The 22733-nt window shown below is 36.3% G+C and carries 18 protein-coding genes and 1 pseudogene; 3 read left to right on the forward strand and 16 right to left on the reverse strand.

Annotated elements, in window-relative coordinates:
• Positions 1-65: 65 nt before the first annotated feature.
• Positions 66-491 carry a CBS domain-containing protein gene (locus ACFFIX_RS12045; RefSeq protein ID WP_378934215.1) on the reverse strand — a complete coding sequence of 142 codons (426 nt, stop codon included), beginning with the start codon at positions 489-491 and terminating at the stop codon, positions 66-68.
• Between the two features lie 193 nt (positions 492-684).
• Here ACFFIX_RS12045 and ACFFIX_RS12050 point away from each other — a divergent pair, with 193 nt between their 5' ends.
• Both ACFFIX_RS12050 and ACFFIX_RS12055 read left to right on the forward strand, forming a co-directional pair.
• Positions 685-1122 (forward strand): disulfide oxidoreductase, encoded by a 438-nt coding sequence (locus tag ACFFIX_RS12050; protein WP_378934217.1) that lies wholly within the window; start codon positions 685-687, stop codon positions 1120-1122.
• A 1-nt stretch (position 1123) separates the two neighbouring features.
• On the forward strand, positions 1124-1594 hold the full coding sequence (locus ACFFIX_RS12055) for a thioredoxin family protein (RefSeq protein WP_378934219.1): 471 nt from the start codon (positions 1124-1126) through the stop codon (positions 1592-1594).
• Between the two features lie 43 nt (positions 1595-1637).
• Here the strand turns inward: ACFFIX_RS12055 and cobA are convergent, their stop codons facing one another.
• Together cobA and ACFFIX_RS12065 are read right to left on the reverse strand one after the other, a co-directional pair.
• Positions 1638-3101 carry a uroporphyrinogen-III C-methyltransferase gene (gene cobA, locus ACFFIX_RS12060; RefSeq protein WP_378934221.1) on the reverse strand — a complete coding sequence of 488 codons (1464 nt, stop codon included), beginning with the start codon at positions 3099-3101 and terminating at the stop codon, positions 1638-1640.
• A gap of 596 nt (positions 3102-3697) precedes the next feature.
• Positions 3698-4108, reverse strand: coding sequence for a DUF5365 family protein (locus ACFFIX_RS12065; protein ID WP_378934223.1), 411 nt, complete (start codon positions 4106-4108; stop codon positions 3698-3700).
• 197 nt (positions 4109-4305) lie between these two features.
• On the opposite strand from ACFFIX_RS12065, the gene ACFFIX_RS12070 reads away from it, so the two are divergent.
• Complete coding sequence (locus tag ACFFIX_RS12070) at positions 4306-5205, forward strand: RluA family pseudouridine synthase (protein ID WP_378934225.1); 900 nt, start codon at positions 4306-4308, stop codon at positions 5203-5205.
• A gap of 97 nt (positions 5206-5302) precedes the next feature.
• Here the strand turns inward: ACFFIX_RS12070 and srtD are convergent, their stop codons facing one another.
• The 13 genes and pseudogenes from srtD to ACFFIX_RS12135 form a co-directional block, all read right to left on the reverse strand.
• Positions 5303-5884, reverse strand: coding sequence for a class D sortase, LPxTATN-specific (srtD, locus tag ACFFIX_RS12075; RefSeq protein WP_378934227.1), 582 nt, complete (start codon positions 5882-5884; stop codon positions 5303-5305).
• Between the two features lie 102 nt (positions 5885-5986).
• Positions 5987-9790: a DUF6359 domain-containing protein gene (locus ACFFIX_RS12080; RefSeq protein ID WP_378934229.1), complete on the reverse strand. Its 3804-nt coding sequence runs from the start codon at positions 9788-9790 to the stop codon at positions 5987-5989.
• A gap of 232 nt (positions 9791-10022) precedes the next feature.
• A pseudogene (locus ACFFIX_RS12085) lies at positions 10023-10182 on the reverse strand (aldo/keto reductase); the annotation flags it as partial.
• Positions 10183-10327: 145 nt separating this feature from the next.
• Entirely contained in the window at positions 10328-10906 is a 579-nt protein-coding gene (locus ACFFIX_RS12090; RefSeq protein ID WP_378934231.1) for an NAD(P)H-dependent oxidoreductase, read from the reverse strand.
• A 161-nt stretch (positions 10907-11067) separates the two neighbouring features.
• The gene (locus ACFFIX_RS12095; protein ID WP_378934233.1) at positions 11068-12714 is read right to left on the reverse strand and encodes a glycoside hydrolase family 13 protein; all 1647 of its coding nucleotides are present in this window, start codon (positions 12712-12714) and stop codon (positions 11068-11070) included.
• 77 nt (positions 12715-12791) lie between these two features.
• The gene (locus ACFFIX_RS12100; RefSeq protein ID WP_378934235.1) at positions 12792-14480 is read right to left on the reverse strand and encodes a glycoside hydrolase family 13 protein; all 1689 of its coding nucleotides are present in this window, start codon (positions 14478-14480) and stop codon (positions 12792-12794) included.
• A 26-nt stretch (positions 14481-14506) separates the two neighbouring features.
• A complete protein-coding gene (locus ACFFIX_RS12105) occupies positions 14507-15325 on the reverse strand; it encodes a carbohydrate ABC transporter permease (RefSeq protein ID WP_378934274.1) in 819 nt (272 codons plus the stop codon).
• A 2-nt stretch (positions 15326-15327) separates the two neighbouring features.
• Positions 15328-16191, reverse strand: coding sequence for a carbohydrate ABC transporter permease (locus ACFFIX_RS12110; RefSeq protein ID WP_378934237.1), 864 nt, complete (start codon positions 16189-16191; stop codon positions 15328-15330).
• A gap of 64 nt (positions 16192-16255) precedes the next feature.
• Positions 16256-17491, reverse strand: a complete 1236-nt coding sequence (locus ACFFIX_RS12115; RefSeq protein ID WP_378934239.1) for an ABC transporter substrate-binding protein — start codon at positions 17489-17491, stop codon at positions 16256-16258.
• Between the two features lie 131 nt (positions 17492-17622).
• A complete protein-coding gene (locus tag ACFFIX_RS12120; RefSeq protein WP_378934241.1) occupies positions 17623-18630 on the reverse strand; it encodes a LacI family DNA-binding transcriptional regulator in 1008 nt (335 codons plus the stop codon).
• A gap of 171 nt (positions 18631-18801) precedes the next feature.
• Entirely contained in the window at positions 18802-19971 is a 1170-nt protein-coding gene (gene yhbH, locus ACFFIX_RS12125; protein ID WP_378934243.1) for a sporulation protein YhbH, read from the reverse strand.
• Between the two features lie 252 nt (positions 19972-20223).
• On the reverse strand, positions 20224-20388 hold the full coding sequence (locus ACFFIX_RS12130) for a hypothetical protein (RefSeq protein ID WP_378934245.1): 165 nt from the start codon (positions 20386-20388) through the stop codon (positions 20224-20226).
• Between the two features lie 96 nt (positions 20389-20484).
• Positions 20485-22380, reverse strand: coding sequence for an ATP-dependent protease PrkA (locus ACFFIX_RS12135; RefSeq protein ID WP_378934247.1), 1896 nt, complete (start codon positions 22378-22380; stop codon positions 20485-20487).
• Positions 22381-22733 lie beyond the last annotated feature (353 nt).

Here is a 22733-nt window from a genome sequence, read left to right on the forward strand (position 1 = left end):
CGGGATGACTAGCACATAAGATGTTTGCATAACTTAAAAAGCAGCCTCTCGGCTGCTTTCCTAAGTTATTGCAATTTTGAAGAAGAAGAGATATTTGTTAAAGCATGTCCTGCTGCTTCATCCGACATTTGATTGGTTGCTAAATCTCCAAGAGCAACCATTCCAACAAGTTGGTTGTTCTCAACTATCGGTAGGCGTCGAATTTGGTTAGCTGACATAAGCTCTGCAGCCTCAGCGGAACTCATTGATGAAGTACCTGAAATTAAATTCGTTGACATAACTTGAGAAACTGTTGTGTCACTTGCAAGACCTTCAGCAGTTGAGCGAAGTGTGATGTCTCGGTCTGTTAAAATACCTTTTAACTGTCCATTGTCAACGACAGGAATTGACCCTACATCATACTGATTCATTAACGAAGCTGCCTCTTGAATCGTTTGATTTGACGAGATCGTAGCAATATTTTTGGTCATATAGTCTTGAATGGAATTCATCACAAATCATCTCCTTTCAAGATTAGTATGGACACTAACCTCTAAGGTATAACTGTTAAATCTTTCTCGTATTAAAAGAGAGTTTACCGAATGTACACAATTGCAAACGGTTATATGGCCGATTTAATTTACAATACACAAAACCAATACTATAATTTTAAGTGAACCTATCTTTGGAGTGCGAGGTGATACAATGAAGGATTCGACTAAAAAAAAGCTTGAAAATTATTTGTTTATAGCCTGGGCTGCTTCTCTCATTAGCACGTTAGGTAGTTTGTATTTTTCAGAAATTATGAAATATATTCCTTGTCAGCTTTGCTGGTATCAACGTATTTTTATGTATCCTTTAGTTATACTTTTAGGGATTGCAATTATTAAAAAGGATTATTCAATCGCACTATATTCTCTTATTTTATCCGCAATTGGCGGTAGTATTTCGATCTATCATTATGCCATTCAAAAGGTTCCATTTTTAAGTGAAAATTCAATTTCTTGTGGAGCTGTACCGTGTACTGGAGAATATATTAATTATCTCGGATTCATCACAATACCACTTTTAGCATTAACAGGTTTTACAATTATTTTTATCATGAGCCTATTGATTTTTAAAAAAGGGAAAGAGGGTCGTTAATATGAAAAAACTTCTCATATTCGGAGCAATTATCGTCGTATTATTCGGTGGACTAGCATTCGTAACAACCTATCAGCAAAAAGAACAAGCGGAAGGTAATCCTTACGGCAAAGATGACTTAAAGCCAGCAACAATCGATCAACTTGATGATCCGAACTATCAGAATTTAATACTTCCTGAAGATCTAGAGAAAAAAGGGGAAGACAAAGAGGACTTCACCGTATATTTTTACAGTCCAACTTGTGAGTATTGCAAACAAACAACTCCAGTTTTAATGCCTGTAGCAGATGAGGCCGGGGTAGATATTAACCAATTTAATTTATTGGAATTCGAAGATGGTTGGAATACTTACAGGATTCAATCAACACCTACTCTTATTCACTTTAAAGATGGACAAGAAGTAGAACGTGTAGAAGGTTACCAAGAAGAAGCTACGTTTAAGAACCTTTTAACTGAGTGGAAGAGTGAATAAAAATGTATAAGAAAAAAGAGGTGAGCTTTTCGCCTCTTTTTTCTTATATATAACTGTAAGTTTCTTTGTTAATCAAACATTTAATTAACTCTTTATTTGAAGGAAAGTCTGGCATATCATTCGGCAGAAGTCCAAAACTCTCAGCTGTTTTCCACGTATTCTTACCCATACAAATTATCCTGACACTCTTTAAGAACTCTTCTTGATCTATTTCGATTTTTTCGAGATTCCCCAGAAATGTATTCACTGAAAAGCTGCTCGGAAGAATAATCGTATCAAAAGTTGCTTCTTCAAATGTTCGTTTACTAATTGAAATAAAATTTTCGTCTGTCTCTTTTATACTTGTTATGAGGAAGTCAGCTTTTTGATTATCGATTGGTCTCATGTCGTTGCGATCGCCAATGATTAGAAGTTTTCCTTCATCCCCCATATCGCTTTCTACTTTTGAAAAAACACCGTATCTCTCTATTGCCTTTTTCGATTTAGTTGACTTTCCATATAGTTCACCCTTAATTTTTCGGATATCAATTTTATTTTTATACAGAATCTCAAAGAATTCTTCAACACTTTCTGATGATGTAAATAAAATTCTATCGTAAGTGTCTATTTGTTTAAGAATTAGTTGATCAATTTCTACTGACCTTTTCCTCCATTTAGGAAATTCAACAACGTCCGCACCCTGCCCTCTTAACTCTTTTGCTAGGTCACTTTCATCTGTTCCCGTTCGGATTAGTAAGACTTGTCGTCCGAAAAGTGGTTTCTTTTCAAACCAGCTAATTTTTTCTCGTATTTTTATGATTTCTCCAACTAGCGTAATTGCTGGATTGCGAAATCTTTGCATTTCAGCTAGACCTACAATTGTTGCAAGCGTTCCTTCCAACGTTTTTTGTCTACCCCAAGTACCCCATTGAATTAAAATAATTGGTGTTTCAGGTGACTTTCCATTCTTCATGAGGTTTTCACAAATATGTTCCAAATTGGCAATACCCATATAAAAGGCGATCGTCTCATTCCCTCTTATTAGCCCTTCCCAATCAATCGAAGGCCTGCCATCTATAGATTTGTCATGGGCTGTTACAATTGAAAAAGAACCTCCATAATCTCGATGCGTGACTGGAATTCCGGCATATAAAGGTGCCGCTAAACCCGATGTAATTCCCGGAATCATTTCAAACTCAATATTGTGATCTGCTAGTGCTAATGCTTCTTCTCCAACTCTTCCAAAAACACCTGGATCACCACCTTTTAATCGAACAACATTTTTCCCCTTCAATGCTTTTTCAATTAAAAGATCATTAATCAATTCCTGTTTTAAAAAGTGACGATGAGGCAGCTTTCCACAATAAACGAGTTCACATTCAGATGACGCAAACTCTAACAGTCTCGGGTTTACAAGTCGATCATATAAAATGACTTCAGCTTCTTTTATCGCTGCCAACCCCTTTACTGTGATTAACTCCTCATCACCAGGACCAGCCCCAACTAAATATACTTTTCCATTTCCCATCGGCTGTCATCCTTTCTTTTTAAGAATTCATGTAATTTAGGTTACCCGCTAACTTGCTTTTGGATTTATCCCTATCTCGGATTTCACCTGAGAATAACGGTAACTTGTTGCTTTAATTCACCATACTTGATGTTAACTATTCTAACATCAAATCAAATGATTTCAAGAAAATTTTTCTGACATATCAGAAAATGCGTCAGATAATCTAACAAGTTGTAAAGGCTTCCAGTTATTTCAATATTGAATACAGAGCTACTTATACACGAAAACAAGCAAAATTAAATTATTGCAACAAAGCAATTAAAAAATATCTTAGATTTGTTTTTGCATAAAAAGCGCAGGGCGCCTGTTTCAGCCTCAGACATAGCATAAGACGATTTTTAATAGAAGGCGTTCTTTGCCTTCAATTTAGAATTGACTTATGACCTCGAGGCAGTCAAAAACGCGACATCCTGTCGCATTGACTGCACTAGCACGTCCTGTGCGTCGGGGCTAGGCGCTGGAGCTGGATGCAGAAACGTTATCCACAGTTCAAAAATTTTATAATTTCCTTAACAACAAAAAAACACCACATTAACATAATGTGGTGCCCCCTGCTAAATCAAAAATTGATTTGCAGGCTTTACATATTGACTAAACATACCTTCTCGATAAGTTGCTGCAATAAACTGATCAAAAGAAAATGGAAAAAAATAACCATACTCATTTAAAATGCGTGTGTTTCGTTCAAACATACTTCGGTATATTTTACGATCACTGTCATTTAAGTTCTCTAACAACGCGATAAGTGCTTGTAAGCTAGAGATAATTTGAAATGCCTCTTTTAATGTTCCATTATAAGCTGAATCCTCAGTTCGAGGTCTTAATACAGCTTGTTCATGTAATTCTTCTATTTCTTCATCTGAGAAATACATCGGAAAAATACCTGTATACATTTGAGCAACAAGTTCTTCGATATGACTCTCTTGTTCTTCTGTCGAAGCGACTACAACTTTCAAAAAAATCACCCTTTTAACGTGCTTCCTTCTAATACTTTTCTAGCATACCACAACATTTATCCACATTGGAGAGGTAAGTGTTTCCGTTTCTAGATTGTACATCCAACTAAGGTTAGGTATACTCTTAGTTTACGTAAACAAAGACGCATGAGCCGAATTGTCCAGAAAAGTCTTTGTGTATTAATGTCATAAAACAGGTGAAATAGATGAGAAAAAAAGGTGAATGGTTCGAATGGAATGTTGTAAAGGATTGGGAGAATCAAACGATCCATTACGTACTTTCTGAAAAAATTGGTGCTTCTAAACCATTAATTCAAAAACTAAAAGAGAACAATGCGATAAGGAAAAATGATAAGCATGCAGATGTAAATCATCTTTTAAGCAAAGATGACCGTTTACTTCTACGCATTTTTCAAGACGAGGAGTACGTGGTAACGCCAGAATACCAAACGATTGATGTATTGTTCGAGGACGATCATCTCGTTATCTTAAATAAACAAGCTGGTATTGATACACATCCGAATGAGCAAGGTCAGATAGGTACTCTAGCAAACGCCCTAGCCTCTCATTTTCAGATGAATGGACTATCAATAAAAGTAAGTCACATCCACCGCCTTGATCGTGATACTTCTGGAGCGATTATCTTTGCTAAAAATCCATTAGCTCACGCAATATTAGACAAAGAATTGCATGATCGAACTGTGAAAAGAACATATTTAGCAGCTGTGGGCGGTAAAGTAAAACGTAAAAAAGAGCGGATTGAGTTATCAATTGGTCGCGACCGACACCACCCTACACGTCGCAGAGTTTCACCAAATGGACAGCCCGCCATCACAAACTATGTTGTAATAGACTATCTTCCTAAAGAAGATATCTCAATACTTTCATTGCAGCTAGAATCAGGTAGAACTCATCAGATTCGCGTCCACCTTAGTCACATTGGACATCCAATTATAGGCGATACATTGTACGGTGGTAGTAAAAATTTGATTGATCGTCAAGCCCTTCATGCAGCAAAAATCTCCTTAATACACCCCATTACTAGAGAATCACTTGAAATTTCAGCTCCTGTTCCAAGTGATATGGTACGGTTGATGGGGGAATAGTTTTTTAATATGGATTCATAAGAAGTATTTTTTGAACCGAGTGATGAAAAAGAGACTGATCATTCATTTTTGATCAGTCTCTTTTTTAAAACGAAGCTTACTCACTTTCCACTTTCTTTTTCGCATAGATAATATATCGTTGTGGTGCGTTACCTACATAACTAAATGGATAGCATGTTGTAAGTAACAATTCTTCTGTTTCTTGTTGAAGGGTAATAATGGATGTATCATCTGCTTCTACGATCTTCGTATGCGTTATTTCGTACTCATATTTTCCATATGGAAGAAGTATTTGAAGAGAATCACCAATCTCTAACTCTCCCGCTCTACGAAATACAGTATCTCGATGACCCGATAAGACAATTTGTCCATTTTCATTTGGGTAATAGCTACCTTTGTAATGACCGACTCCTTTTTCAAGATCATCAGGGTCTGTTCCTTCGACGATAGGGAGTTCTGCATTAAGTTTTGGAATGGCTAGAATCCCTACTGCTTCGCCGACTGGGGGTTTATACGTTCCTGAGTCTAAATATTGCATTTGATCAGGGGAGTCATTAACTAGTGCCTTTGCGCTCTCTAGAGATTGAGATGTTTGAAGATTACTATTAACCATCTGCCATGCAGCATAACCTATAAAACACACACCAAATAAAATGAACACATATGATAGCTTTTTCACATAATCCCCCACACTTTATTTTAATAGTTAAATTATACCATGCACTCTTGTTTCTTCGTAAAATAGGCCTCTACTAAATGTAGAGGCTCTCATACTTGGAATTTAATTTGTTTCAGTCTCGTTATCAATTACATATTGAATGCCTTCAGTAATTGTTTTTTTATCTTCTTTTGACATGACGTTCTTAGGATATTTTTTCACTTTTTTGTTAAGATCCTCAAGAATCTCGTATCCTCTTTGTTCAAAGAAGTGAGATAGGAAACGAACCTGTTTGCTCAGTTCAAAATTCAATTCTGCTCTTACAATGTGAACAAGGATTGATGTTTTTACTCCTCTATTCACATCTGCACTTTTAACAGCTTCTTTTAAATCTTCCAAGTTTTCTGGTTGAGTTGGTTCTTCTGGTTGCTCTGAAACTTTAATCATTACTGTTGCTGTTTTTGTTTCTTCTACATTTCCAACCTTATCTTTCGCGCGATAAGAAATGATCGTTTCACCAGCTTCACTGATTGTGAATGGTTGTGAATATGCTATCCATTCGCCATCGTTTAACTTATATTCAACTGTTGCAACACCAGCACTTTCGTCTGTTGCTTCTAAAGTTACTAGAGCTTCTTTTGAATATGTTCCATCTTCTAAGTCAGGTGTCGAAAGTGTAATGTTTATAGATGGTGCTACAAAGTCATCTGAAATACGACCTTCAACTTCATAAGAAATTGGTTCGTTAAAGCTTCTTACATAATTTACAGTTGCTTCAAGATCTTCAGGACCTACTACAGGATTTTTACCAAGTAATCCGATTGGACCATACTTGCCACTTGTTGCAGCTGCCATAAAGTTATTTACTGTTACTGTATAGGTTTTTTCTAGATCAATTTTTGATCCATCTTTTAATGTAATGTCTTTTACTTCAAGAGTAGCTGGATCATATTTATACGTAAAACCACTAATGCTATAGTCTGGACCATATTGAGTAGAAAGCTGTGCTTTCATGATCGTGAACAGGTCAGCGCCTTTAATTTCAAGCTTTGTTAAAACATTTCCGAACGGTTGAATGTTGAAAATCTCGCCCCACGTAATATCACCCGCGTTCAGGTTATCACGGATTCCACCACCGTTCATTAATGCAAAATCACTGTTCATTTCTGCAGCCATTCCATCTGCAATTAAGTTACCAAGAGCGTTATCACCGAATGGGCCTTTAACTCCGTAGCCACCTTCAATAGCAGTTGCAGCTTGACCAACCACTTCGTTAATAATCGACGCTACTCGGTTTTCATATTTAGAAAGAATTTCTGCAACAACAGGGTCTGCATCGATTTTACTTTGATCAACATATACGATCTCAGCTGTTTTCTTAACGATATCTCCTGTTGTACGATCAATTTCTAAGTCAATATCTGCTAATGCTTTCCCGTATTCCCAAGCTTGAACTATTAATTTATTATCAACTGTACCATTTACAACTTGGTGATTATCACCAGCAAATATTACATCAACTTCATCATCTACACCGTTTGCTAATGTTGCTGCTTCACCAGTAACTGAATCTCCATTTTGAGATGCTGTTAAGTGACCTAATACAACGATAGATTTTACGCCTTGTTCCTTTAATTCAGCCACTGCTTCGTTAACACCCGCAGTTGGATCTGTGAAATTAATATCTTTAATGCCATCAGGAATCACTTTACCAGCTGTTGTTGGTGTGATTGCTCCAACAAATCCAACTTTTACTCCGTCAACCTCTTTGATAAAGTATGGTTCTAAAACATCTTCACCAGTTGCTTTGTATTCACAGTTTGCACATAATAATGGGAAGTTTTGACCATCATAGTTTTCTGTGCCTTTCGGGTGGTCTCCACCTTTAATAATGCGTTGTAATTCACTTAAACCTTCGTCAAATTCATGGTTACCGACAACACCTACATCAAAACCAATTGCTTCCATGATTTCAACGGTCGGCTCATCTTGTAATAGAGCAGAAACTGGTGAGCTTCCACCAATGATGTCTCCAGCGTGAACTAATAAAGTATTAGGGTTATCTTGCTTGCGATCATTTAGATAAGCAGCAACATAGTCCATTCGGCCGTAAGTGCCATCGTTTACTTTGTCACCATTAATATCTAATGTATAACTTTGATCTATTTTTCCGTGTAAATCGTTTATGCTTAATAATTGAAGTAATAAATTTTCAGTTGGGTTTTCACTAACAGCTGTGTATCCATTTGCTTCAGCTTCTTCTGTACTTGCAAAGAAAACACGTGCTTCAACTGGTACTTCTTCAAAGTTTTCAGGAGAAACATATTTCATTGTTTCTGAGTTACCAACGTATCTTAATAAACCTTTTCCTTCTTCTCTTGCTCGGAATTCAAAGGGAAGCTCAGCAAGTGGATTTTCTGGATTCCAGATTCCAAGTTGATTACCTTTTGCTTCTTTTACAGCAGCTTGGTACTGTGCATATTCATCCATATCACCAACCGGCCAGATGAAATAAGTCGAAGCATATCCTTGTTTAACCATTTCAAGATTAGTGTTTACATTATCTTCTTTACGGATAATTTGAGCTAAAAGGCGTCCATACGTATCAGTTGCTTCTTCGCCAACCTTTACAATTACTTCGTCTCCAGGTTGTAATAATTCATTTAAGTATGCTTTTGCTTGTTCACCATGGAACTTTTGACTTTCGTCTTCTGGTGTGACAGGAGTGTGATACGTTTCAGGTGTATCCATATTCACATAACGTACTTTTGTAGTACCTAATACAGGAGTTTCTAAATGAATTGTATCCCCATCAACTACGCTTTTTACTGTAGAAGTATATTCACCAGCTGATTGTGGAGCTTCTGGTTGTGGATCTAATGCAACGATGTCAGTTGCCTTACGTGGTAATACTTGATAAGAATCATATTGACTTACGATTGAAGTGAAGTCATACCATTTTCCTTCTTCAATTGCATCTATTGCATTCGTTTCTGTCATCACACGAACTGTTGTACTATTAAAATCTTGATCTATAATACTTACATTGTAACCGCCACCTGCTGGACTGCTAGGAACGCTGCTTACGAATCCAGCTACCTTAACAAGTTGTCCTTCTAATGGTTCTGCTGTTTCAGAAGCAGCTAAGTCTTTCAAAGTGATTTCTTTTGGTTGTGGAAGATCATTTCCTTCTGAAATTACTTCAATACCATTTGCACTTGGTACAATCTCAGTTAACCCTTTATATGAAGTAATATTACCTGTAATTTTGATAGATTGTCCTTCTTTTAAATCAGGAAAAGTAGAGCCATCAAATGCAAAAACGTTAATTCCTGCAGTTTCGTCTTGGATATAAGTTGAAAGCTTTCCACCGCCAATAGCTGAGTTATCTGCTGTAACGATTCCTTCAACCGTTACTGTTTGGCCGTTTTTTGAACGAGCTTCAGCGATTGTGCCGGGCTCAGTGTTTGTAGGAGGTTCTTCAATAGGGTCTTGAGACTCTAGGATTTCAAAATCAGTTAAATTTTTTAATCCTGGAACACCAAAATAAACTTCCAAAGATCCGGTCAATTTAACTTTCGCACCTAATAGATGAGGATTATCAACTAAGTTTAGTACACTTCTAATACTTCCAGTTGGAAGCTGTACAGGTAGAATTTTAACTGAATCTCTTTCTGTAGCGGAGTCTGCAATAGCTATATTAGTAGCTACGGTAAAAGGTCCTTCTGTTTTATAGTTAGGACCATTAGTTGTAGTTCCTACAATATACCCTTCAACAGTTCCACTACCACTGTTATTTGCAATTGCATCAGCAATAGATTCACCTGCTGCACTAGCCTGTGGAGCAAAACTAGTTAAAAGCGATGGAACAATTAACGAAAAAATAAGAACCAAAACAAAAAACTTCTTAATAGCTACTTGCCTCATGATTCTCCTCCTAAAATTGTTATCTTTTTGTCACACAATACTAAAGGTAACGTAAGAATGTTTAGCAGTTATTAAATTAATGTAAAATTGCGTAAAAGTATGTAACAAAAGTAAGAATTTTGGCGATATAAAACAATTAATCTCACAATTTGTCTGTTCACCCAATATTTTATAGATTTACCAAATAAAAAAGAAGAAGCCAAATACCTAGCTCCTTCTTTGGTAAATTGTATCAGAAATTAAAATTATCAGAATCGGTTACAATTCTTTCGTCACGGTTTAATGAATGAATTTGTGTCATCTCTTCTTGCGTTAACTCGAAATCAATAAATCTATGCATTTTCGATGATTCGATGTTCTTTGACAGATTTCGGTATTGTGACTACCTCGTTTTATTAATTCTATTTTAAAATCGCCTGTGCTGTCGATTTATCGTATTTTGGCTGCAATTTCTCGGAGTATCGATTCGTCTAAATAGCTTTCCTTGTTCAAAAATCCTTCACTTTATTTTTAAAAAACCTCTAGAGCACTTGAGCCCTAGAGTAGTTCAGTCAAATCTGTAACTTCCTTTAACATCTTCTCTCTTGTTTCTTTATCTACATATGGAACAGAATAAAGAAACTTGTGTGTGAGAATTTCTAGACCGCAATAATCTAAAATCCCTACATCGACTGACGTTTCCATTGCAGAAATTAGTTGATTAGGCTTTAGATATTGCTCGGGCTGACCTGTTGTCTGAATAATGATCACTTTTTTTCCATTTAATAATCCTTGTGGACCATCCTTTGAGTGTCGAAATGCAAAACCATTTGTAAACACTCGATCAAAATATCCTTTTAAAATCGCCGGCATTCCGATCCACCATGTTGGATAAATGAATACTAGATGATTTGCCCATGAAATGGCACTTTGTTCTGCCTGTACATCCTTCGGAACCTTATTCTGAGCAAAACTCGTGAAGTCGTCTTCAGTTAATATTGGATTAAAGTTTAATTGATATAAATCACGTATCTTAATCTCATTTTTTTTCCGTTGAAGCTCTTTAATAACTTGGTCTTTTATACTTGAGTTAAAACTTTCTTTTGAGGGATGTGCATAGATGATTAGGGTGTTCATACCTTCCTCCGAATTGTCTCTTTATTACTTAGTATGAAGTGATACCAACAAAGTTATTCATTAAACAAACGTTTGTTTAAGTAAAAATCCATGGATTTCAGTGGTTTTGATCGTAAAACTCTTGTTTAATAATAATGAAAAAAGAGAGAGCTATTCAATCCTCAGCTACTCTCTTTCACTTCATAAATTCTTGCTTCATATGGTTGTAATGTAATGGACACTTCAGAACTAATGGATCTTTTATTTGAATAATTACCTATGATTAACTGCTTTCGATCACTTTGGAAATCATCAGGCAGTGAAGCTACTTGTTCTATATCTGAGTGATTTAATAGAACGAGCCATTTGACTCCGTTATATGAACGTTTATAAATATAGAGATTCTCGTCTTTTTCAGATAAATCCTGATAATCACCATAAACCATAACCTCATGGGTCCTACGAAGAGAAATCAGTTTTTTGTAGTAATAAAAAACTGAATCTTTATCGCTTAGCGCCTGCTCAACATTTATTTCTTTATAGTTAGGGTTCACTTTTATCCAAGGTGATCCTTTTGTAAATCCGCCTTGCTCCTGACTGTTCCACTGCATTGGTGTTCTTGAATTATCACGACTTAGGAGTAGAAGACTCTCGAATACTTCCTGTGGATCTCTTCCCTTAGCTATTTCTTCTTTGTATTTGTTTTTCATTGCAATGTCATCGTAATCTTCAATTGAAGGCAAACGCACACCTGTCATTCCAATTTCTTCACCTTGGAAAATATATGCTGTTCCTGGTAAGGTATGAATCATTGTTGCTAACAACTTCGCTGATTCCACCCTGTACTCTCCGTCATTTCCGTAGCGTGTAACCTGTCGTGTATGATCATGATTATTTAAAAATTGAGAGTTCCATCCTTTATTTTTCAACCCTTCGTACCAAAGACGCTGAATTTCTTTATAACGCAACATATCCCAAGTAGGCATTTCATCTGCTACTTGAAAATGGAACAAAGTGTTTAGTTCATTACGATCTTCACCGACATATAGCAAACCGTCCTCAGGAGTTACGAATGGAATTTCTCCCACCGTCATAGCATCATAATGCTGGAGAACTTCGCGATTCATTTCCTGTAAGTATTCATGAATACCAGGGTTGTTGGCGAGATAATCAATATTTGTTGGGTTTTTAGCATCTGGGAAACCTTCTTGTTTAGCCAACAGGTTGATAACATCCATTCGAAATCCATCAATGCCCTTATCAAGCCAAAATCGCATCATCGAATAGATTTCCTCACGTAGATCAGCGTTTTTCCAATTCAGATCTGGCTGCTCTACTGCAAATGAATGAAAATAATATTGAGACGTACCTTCATCATATTTCCATGTGGATGGAGTAAAATAGGACCGCCAGTTACTTGGTGCTCCTCCCTCTTTGCTATCCTCCCAGATATACCAATCTCTCTTTGGATTATCTTTTGAAGATTTCGATTCCAAAAACCATGGATGTTGATCTGATGTATGATTAACGACTAGATCCATGATAACTTTTAAACCACGAGCATGAATCTCTTTCACAAGTGTTTCAAAGGTTTCCATATCTCCCGCTTTCTCCATCATTTCATAGTAGTTGGAGATATCATAGCCATTATCACGATCAGGTGATTCATAAAAAGGATTTAACCAAATAACATCAATACCGAGCTCTTTGATATAATCTAGTTTTTCGATAACACCTTGAAGATCACCATAACCGTCGCCATTTGTATCATAAAAACTACGCCAATAAATTTGATAAACAACCGCTTCTTTCCACCACATTTTATTCATTGTATCACCTCTTAATTTTATAGTTTTTGTCCTTTTAAAAAACACAGGTCACAACTTGATGACCTGTGTTTTCACAATTATAGACTGTTGAATTTATAAACTCTCGCTTCGTATGGACGTAAAGTAAATGAAGCACCTGTTGAGTTAGTAGCTTCTTTATAATTACTTATCATAAGCTTGTCTTCTGATACTACTATGTCATTTGGTAGGTCACACATAACTTCTTCACCGCTAAAGTTTGTAATAACAAGAAGTTTTTCATTTTCATAGGTTCGCGTAAAAGCGAAAATCTGTTGATGCTCTGCCATAATTAATTCATATTCACCATATACAATGATTGAATTCTTTTTTCGAAGTTCAATAAGTCGACGGTAGTAGTGATAAATTGAATCTGAATCAGCAACAGCTAGCTTTGCATTGATATCTTTGTAATTATGGTTTATTTTCAACCATGGCTTGCCAGATGTGAAGCCCGCATTTTCGCTTTCGTCCCATTGAAATGGCGTTCTCGCATTATCGCGACCCTTCACGTAAATTGATTCCATTACCTTGTCATGATCTTCGTTACCTTGGATGACCTTATCTCTGTACATATTTCGAATCTCAATATCCTGATAATCATCAATTGAATCGAATTTAACATTCGTCATCCCGATTTCTTCACCTTGATAAACATAAGGGGTTCCTTGAAGCATATGCAGGAATGTCGCAAGCATTTTAGCTGATTCTACCCTGTATTCCTTGTCATTACCAAATCGTGATACCATTCGTGGCTGATCATGATTGTTAAGGTACAAGCTATTCCAGCCAACTCCGTTAAGACCAACCTGCCATTTTGTGATATTTTCCTTTAGATCGAGTAAATCAAGCGGTTTTAAATCCCACTTTCCATTTAGTCCAGAATCAAGGTCCATATGCTCAAAAGTAAACACCATATTCAATTCTTCCCGATCATCACCTGTATACAGTTTTGCATCATCTACAGTTGCACCGGGCATTTCACCTACAGTAATGATGTCATATTTAGATAGCACTTCTTGATTCATTTCATAGAGAAATTCATGAATACGAGGTCCATTCATAAAATACTCTCCACCTGAAACATACTGCTTACCTTCTTGGTTAGGAGCATCTGGTAACCCAGGAACCTTGGAAATAAAGTTAATAACATCCATTCGGAAACCGTCTATTCCTTTATCAAGCCACCATGTCATCATTTTATAAACTTCATTACGAAGTTCTGGGCTTTCCCAATTCAAATCTGGTTGCTTTTTGCTAAAGATGTGCAAAAAGTACTCTTCAGTTGCTTGATCATATTCCCACACCGAGCCACTAAAAGCTGACTCCCAGTTATTTGGTTCAACACCATCTTTCCCAGGTCTCCAAACGTAATAATCACGATATGGATTGTCCTTGGATTTTCTTGATTCAGCAAACCACGCATGTTCATCTGAAGAATGATTAACGACTAAATCCATAATCAACTTCATGCCACGTGCATGAACTTCCGCTAAAAGCTCTTCCCAATCCTTCATGGTTCCGAACTCATCCATGATATTTTGATAATCGCTGATATCGTAGCCATTGTCATCGTTAGGTGATTGATAAACTGGAGAAAGCCAAATGACGTCGATCCCTAATTCCTTTAGGTAATCTAACTTTTCGGTAATTCCTTTTAAATCACCAATTCCATCACCATTACTGTCATTAAAGCTCCTAGGATATATTTGATAAATAACACTTTCTTTCCACCAGGTCTTATTCATGCTGACTCACTCCTATAGAAGTTTTATTACTTAATTGAACCTTTCATAACCCCGCTAATAACCCATTTCTGTGCAAAAATGTAAACAATGATCATTGGAGCTAGAGCCATTAAATAAGAAGCAAAGGCTAAATTATAATCCGTACTGAACTGAGATTGGAAGATATATTGTACCAAAGGTAGTGTAGCCATATCTCTGTCACTTAATAGAACAAGAGGAAGCATGAAATCATTCCAAGCACCTAAACATGTGATGATTGCAACAGTTGCATTCATTGGCGCGAGCAAAGGGAAAATTACTTTCCAAAAAACACCCCATGTACTTGCCCCATCCATCACCGCTGCTTCTTCAAGCTCTTTTGGTATTGAGCGTATATAACCTACATAAATGAAAACGTTAAATGACAAGTTAAATACAATATAAAGAATAATTAAACCTACGAGGTTGTCCATTCCCCATGCACTTGTTTGTTTTACAATTGGGAGCATGATAATTGGAAACGGAATAAACATTGCACTAACGAAGTAATAAAATAAAAATTTATAGAACCTTTTGTGCATATTCCGAGCGATTGCATACGAAACTAATGAACTCGTAAGAACCGTAAAGATGACAACGAAGACTGTAACAAACGCACTATTTCCTAAGGCGTTAAAGAAATTTGTCATTTCAATTGCTTGTGTAAAGTTATCAAGTGACCATGACTTTGGCAAAGCGAGCAGATTTCCAGCCATTTCTTGAGGTGTTTTAAACGCAATCGTTATCGTTAAATACATTGGCACTAAGATAAATAATGTTCCTAAAATTAGAAGAGTGGTAACTGACCAATTATTTTTTTTGTTAATCATTAGTTTTCCACCTCTCTTTTTTCTAGGATTCTAAGCTGCACAATAGAAATAACGACGATAACGATAAAGTAAATAACCGCATTTGCTGATTGATAAGCAAATTGTCCACCTTCAAATCCACCACGATAAATGAGTAATGAAATTGATTCAGTCGATGTACCTGGACCTCCGCCAGTTAAAGAGACAATCTGATCAAATACCATTAAGAAGCCCTTCATCGCTAAAACCATGTTAATTGTGAAGAATGGTGCAATTAATGGAAAGGTAATCTTCCAGAATTTTGTCCACTGATTAGCTCCATCAATACTTGCTGCTTCATATAAATCTTCAGAAATCGTCACTAGTCCCGCTAGATAGAGGATTGTATTAAAGGCGATTGCCTGCCAAACAGCTACAATAACAATCCCAATCCAAGCAAGGTCAGGATCACCCAAGATATTTCTAGACAGTGCATCAACACCTAAGGTTTCGCCAATGCCAGGTAAGAAGTGTGTGAAAATAAAATTGAAGATAAATCCGACAATTAAAATACTTAAAATATAAGGTAAAAAGTAAATTGCACGGAGTGTCTTCTGAAATTTAATTTTTGAATTCAGCCCCATTGCCACTAATAAACTAAAAATGTTCACGAGAATTGTTGAAAGTATCGCAAACTTGAATGTAAAGCCATAGGCATCCAATGCACGATCATCTTTAAACACATTTATATAATTTTTCAAGCCTACCAAGTCCCAATTTCCGTACCCTTTCCAATTTGTAAAGCTATAAAAAATCCCTTGAAGTGCAGGGTAAGTATGAAAAATAAAGAAAAGGATGAAAGCAGGTATCGCAATGATTAAGTATGTTTTATTTTTCTTATTCATCTTTAGGTTCTCTCCTTTTAAGAAGAATAGGGCACCTTATTAGGATGCCCGCATTCTATATAGATTAGCGATTTTGTACTTTTTCCCACTCATTGTCCATTTTCTTTAAGAAAGCTTCTTTATCTTTTTTGTTTAGGAATTCTTGTACAATATTTTCAGCGCCCATTCCTGCTGGATAGTAATGATCCGGGAAGCTTGTAATTGTTCCTGTTTCAAAGTTTTCTTTAATTCCTTCAAACACTGGATCTTCTTGGAATACACCTTCAATTGCTGAAAAAGCCTTTTGTTCATCGATATATCGTTTTGCTGTTTCTTCATTCATCATAAATTCAATAAACTTTATAGCTTCTTCTTTATGTTCAGTATCCTCATTAATTGTAAGCAACACATCTACACCAGATACAAGTTTGTTTTGTGCTGGATCATTTGTAACAGGCATAGTGAATACTCCAAGCTCTGCGTCAGGATTTGCTTTTAAAATTTCAGGAATTGCCCAGTTACCCTGGATATACATAACCCCTTCACCTTGAGCAAACTTATTGTTTCCATCACCGTAAGCTACACCCATATTATCTTTGTGACCATATTCTACTAGAGTTTGCATTTTGTCAGCTACTTCATCATAGCTGTCTACGAATGTAGCTTCACCAGCATTTTTCTTTTCTGCGAAATCTTCACCAGCGATGTTAGCAGCTAATGAATTCCAAGAAATCATTCCTGTCCAAGCATCTTTAAGCGTAAAGTAAATCGGAATTTCTCCAGCTTCTTTCACTTTATCCAAAACTGCAGTAAACTCATCCCATGTCTTTGGAACTTCTAAGCCAAGCTCTTCAAACTTCTGCTTATTGTAAATCACAGTATTTGCATTTGTAGCGTAAGGAAGACCAAACGTTCCTTCTTCCTCAGGGCCAACTAATCGGCCAATCATGTCTGCATATGAAGGTTGGACTGTTTTAAGTAACTCTGAATCTGAGAAGTCATTCAAAACTCCAGCACGAGCTAATTCGCCATATGTTGCATTCCCTGCAATCGACATTAAGTCAGGCAAATCATTTTTCGTTAAACGCGTCTTTAAAACCGTTTCTGCCTCAGGTGGAGCATCTAACTTAATTTTTATGTCAGGATTTTTCTCTTCAAATTCTTTAATTAATCCTTTGTATGTTTCAATGCTTTCTGCTTTATTAGAGAACAGTTCTAACGTAACCTTACCGTCCGCATCTTCACCAGAACCTGCACAACCAGCTAAAAGTGAAGCACCTAATGATAGACTCAAAATACCCATTGACACTTTTTTAAACATTTAAAATACCCCCTGAATTTAATTTCGTACATTAGTAAGCGTTTACTTGTCAGAAGAAAAAAATTCTAGTTCAATTTAAGAATGAAGCCTCTTAGTAAACGTTTACGTAAAACCCTAAAAAAAATTGAAAACTATAATCTTTCTTTAACAGAATCCCTCTTGATAATACTGTGTGGCATAATTCTACTTTGAACCTGCTCACCAGTTGCAATCATCTCAAATAACATTGATGCTGCTGACTTGCCCATATTATATAGGGGCTGAGCGACAGTTGTAAGCTGCGGGATTGACATTTGAGCAAGCTTTAAATCGTCATAACCCATTACAGAAAAATCGTCTGGAATCTTTATTCCTTTTTGGTGAGCCGTCGTTAACACACCAAGTGCCATTTCATCACTACTCGCAAAAATCGCTGTTACATCTAATTTCTTCACAAGAATCTCATCCATTGCCTCTTGACCGTTATGATAAGCAAACCCATTTGCATTGATAATGTAATCTTCAATAACTGAAATTCCACTATGCTGTAGAGCCTCTTTATAACCTTCTACTCTTGGAATACCTGCTATTAAATCATTACGATCTCCACAAATCATCGCGATCTTTTTATGTCCCTGCTCTATTAAGTAAATAGTTGCAGTATAGGCGGCATGCCGATCATCCACTTTCACATATGGAATTGGGTATTGATAGGAAATTGAAGATAATAGTACGACAGGAATTTTCACATCCTGCATGAATTTATAAAATGGTTCTTTAATCATTTCACTTGCAAACACAATTCCATCGACTCTTTTTTCAGCTAAAACGCGTAAATACTTCATTGTGCGTTCCATACTACTATCAGTCTTACAAACAATCACACTTGATCCATCCTCATGAGCAGCATCCTCAATCCCGCTTAAAACCTCTGCAGAATACATGTTAGATACGTTCGGAAAAATAACACCAATCGTTTGTGTTTTTTTATTGATTAACCCTCGGGCCATACCATTCGGCTGATAACCAATTTCCTCAATGACCTTGAGAACTTTCAGCTTTGTTTCAGGTGTAAAACCAGGTTTATTATTTAAGATTCGAGATACGGTTGCAATTGAGACATTCGCTTTTTTTGCAACATCTTTGATAGTTGGTGTCATATGATCTCCTCGAGTAAACGTTTACTTTTTGTTTACGCTTTCATTATAACTAGGGTTTAATGAATTAGTCAATAGTTTATTTTAAATTTACGAAAACGTTTACTTACTTAGTCTTAAACAAACGTTTATTTAAACATAAATATAGCCCAGCTTATTAGCTGGACTATAACTTCAAGCATACATTTGCTTCTCTTCTTGCCTAAAGAAACTCTTCATCGCTTGGAATACATCGACTTTTTGTTTGAGGATATAATGGCGGAACTTTTCATCATTGATATTTTTGTATGCGGACATTAGCGTTGAGTGACGATTGTACTGATTTACTTCACCGTAACCAAACATATTTGAGACCTTCATGAGCTCTCCAACAAGTTTTACACAGCGAGCATTGTCTGAAGTGAGGTTATCTCCATCTGAGAAATGGAAAGGGTAAATATTAAACCTAGAGGGATGATACTTCTCATCAATTACTTCAAGCGCTTTTCGATATGCCGATGAGCAAATGGTACCTCCACTTTCTCCCTTTGAAAAGAAATCTTCTTCTGTAACAATTTTTGCTTCGGTATGGTGTGCAATAAATTCAATCTCTACGGTTTCATATTTTGTTCGCAAGAATCTTGTCATCCAAAAGAAAAAGCTCCTGGCCATATATTTTTCCCATATACCCATCGAACCACTTGTATCCATCATCGCTATGACGACAGCCTTAGATTCGGGTTTAACAATTTCATTCCATGTTTTGAACTTTAAATCTTCAGGATAAATCGGATGAAAACTTGGGGCGCCTGTCATTGCATTGCGTTTATACGCTGATAACATCGTTCTTTTTTTATCAATATTACCCATTAAGCCAGTTCGTCTAATATCATTAAACTCAATGTCTTCAATAACAATCTCGTCTCTTTCTTTTTGCTGCAGATTTGGGAGTTCCAGTTCACGGAACAACGCTTCTTCCAATTCCATCATGGATACTTCGGCTTCATAATAGTCCTCACCAGCTTGATCACCCGCACCTTGACCTTTGCCTGGTCCTTTCTCTCCTGGTGAACCATCTCTTGCAACAACGTCTCCTACACTACTTTCTCCATCCCCTTGGCCAACATGTTTGTTTTTATCATAATTATAGCGAATTTTATATTCATCTAGTGAGCGAATCGGAATCTTCACAACATCTTTTCCATTCGACATAATAATGCTTTCTTCTGTGATTAAATCTGGAAGATTGTTCCTAATCGCCTCTTGCACCTTTTCTTGATGGCGCACTTGATCATCATGGCCTTTGCGGTGGAGGGACCAATCTTCGTTTGAAATGACAAAGCTGTGCTGATTTTCCTCAGACATTTTCTACCCCCTCCAAACTTTTTTTAAAAAAACATTTCACAATTTACAACTAATAAGCATACACTAACGTGGATGAATAAAATTAAGACATTTGTATCTTCTATTTCTTTGGATTACTTTATCCTATGCGATAGATTCTGTTTATTGACAAAAAATTTCGATAATTAGGCTCTTAAAACAAAAATAAGACAAGTTCCCAATTTATACTATATATTACAAAAGATATTGAAAAAGAAAGCCTCTACGCATTATTTAGCGTGGAGACTTTTCTTGGCTATGTTGCTGTGGGTCAGGACTTTTCCCACTCTTCTCTACTTCTTGATTGGTCTTCATATGTTCCATTACCTTTGAGTGTTTAACAAGATCCTTCATGTTGCGAATCATTGTATTGTCTGGTTGGTTCTTTTCGGGTTTCACTTAAGATCATCTCCTTATCCCTTTTTTACCATTTCCCTTTTCTATCTACATACAAACCTAAAGAGCGTCAGTTTAGTCTGACGCTCTGACTTAAGTCTATCTATTTAATAAACTTCCTACATAACGAAGCAAATCGTTCGCAGATGTTGAGTTATATCCGTGATCATCAATTAAACGTGCAACTACATCATTTATTTTCTTCAAATGCTGTTCATCTGGGGTTTTAGATGATGTCGTAATCTTAACAACATCCTTTAGGTCAGCAAACAACTTCTTTTGTATCGCTTCACGTAAGCGTTCATGCGAGTTATAATCGAAGCGTTTTCCCTTACGAGCATAAGCAGAAATACGAATCAAGATTTCCTCTCGAAAAGCTTTTTTTGCATTTTCAGAGATGCCTATTTGCTCTTCAATTGAACGCATTAGCTTTTCATCCGGACTCATTTCTTCACCTGTTAAAAGATCACGAAGCTTATTTTTATTGCAATACGCTTCAACATTATCTAAATAATTATCCATTAACGTTTTAGCAGACTCTTCATACGAATAAACGAACGCTTTCTGTACTTCTTTTTTCGCAATGTCATCATACTGTTTTCTGGCTACAGAAATGAAGTTTAAATATCGCTCACGGTCTTCATTTGAAATTGATGCATGTTGGTTTAATCCTTCTTTTAACGCTCTAAGAACGTCTAGTGCATTAATCGATGGGATTTCTTTTCGAATGATGGTTGAGGAAATTCGGTTTATTACATAACGCGGATCAATTCCGCTCATGCCCTCATCATTGTATTCCTTCCTTAATTCATTCACATCAATTGGATTGAACCCTTCAACACTTTCACCATCATATAGACGCATTTTTTTCACAAGATCAATGTCACCGCGTTTTGGCTCTTTTAAGCGAGTTAAGATCGTAAACATTGCAGCAACCTTTAATGTATGTGGTGCAATATGAACATCTGATACATCACTTTCATTAATCATTTTATCGTAAATCCTTTCTTCCTCAGTAACTCTTAAATTGTAAGGAACAGGCATTACAATAATACGAGAATGAAGCGCTTCATTCTTTTTATTAGAAATAAACGAGCGATACTCAGTTTCATTTGTATGGGCAACAATTAATTCATCTGCAGAAATCAAGGCAAATCTTCCAGCCTTGAAGTTCCCTTCTTGCGTTAATGAAAGTAAGTGCCATAAAAACTTTTCATCGCATTTTAGCATTTCCTGAAATTCCATCATCCCACGATTTGCTTTGTTTAACTCACCATCAAAACGGTACGCTCTTGGATCCGATTCAGAACCGAACTCTGCAATCGTTGAGAAGTCGATGCTACCAGTCAAATCAGCAATGTCCTGTGATTTTGGATCAGAGGGACTAAATGTACCAATACCAACACGCTTATCTTCAGAAAGAAAAATTCGTTCCACTAGTACATCTTCAATTCGACCGCCATACTCCTGCTCGAGTCTCATCAAATTTAAAGGTGACAGATTTCCTTCAATACGAATACCGTACTCTTTGAAAAAATCCTCTCGAAGGTGGATCGGAATTAAATGTAATGGGTCTTCATGCATAGGACATCCTTTAATCGCAAAAACGGCCCCTCTTTCTGATAAAGTGTAGTTCTCTAAACCCCGTTTTAGAATTGTAACAAGCGTTGACTTACCACCACTTACAGGTCCCATTAAAAGGAGAATTCGCTTGCGAACATCAAGCCTTTTTGCAGCTGGATGGAAGTACTCTTCAACTAATCGTTCTAACGCATCTTCTAACCCAAATAATTGATGATCAAAGAACTTATATTTTCTTTTTCCTTCTATTTCTTCAATTCCTGAATCTTTAATCATATTGTAAACCCGTGAATGAGCTGATTGGGCAACCCAAGGCTTTTCTTTTATAATTTCTAAATACTCTCTGAAGGTTCCCTCCCACTTCAGTCGCTGTTCATCTTCTCTGTACATTTCAATTTTCTTTAAGATATCCATAAGGACCTCCCTCATCTTTGGTGATACTTGTGCATGGTTAATACACTTTATGCATGGATGTCCGCTAACATTCTTTTTTAATGTAAAAGCTTTTTGACAAAACCTCGAAATGAAGAGATAAATTTTTAAAAATTAGAGGATATACATTCACTCTTATTTTATATTGAGTTATAATGTAATCAGCGATAAAAGGGTTATGATATACATAAACCCTTTACTATAGAAAAAAATTCTTAACAGAATAGTATTAAGTAGCAGAGGAGGACTATTCATGAGGTTTATTTTAATTTTAGGCGTTTCTTTAGCATTTATAACAGCCATTTTCACTGCTGGATATGATGACAAGCCTAGTG

This window comes from Metabacillus herbersteinensis (genome assembly GCF_042433335.1).
Classification (GTDB): domain Bacteria; phylum Bacillota; class Bacilli; order Bacillales; family Bacillaceae; genus Metabacillus; species Metabacillus herbersteinensis.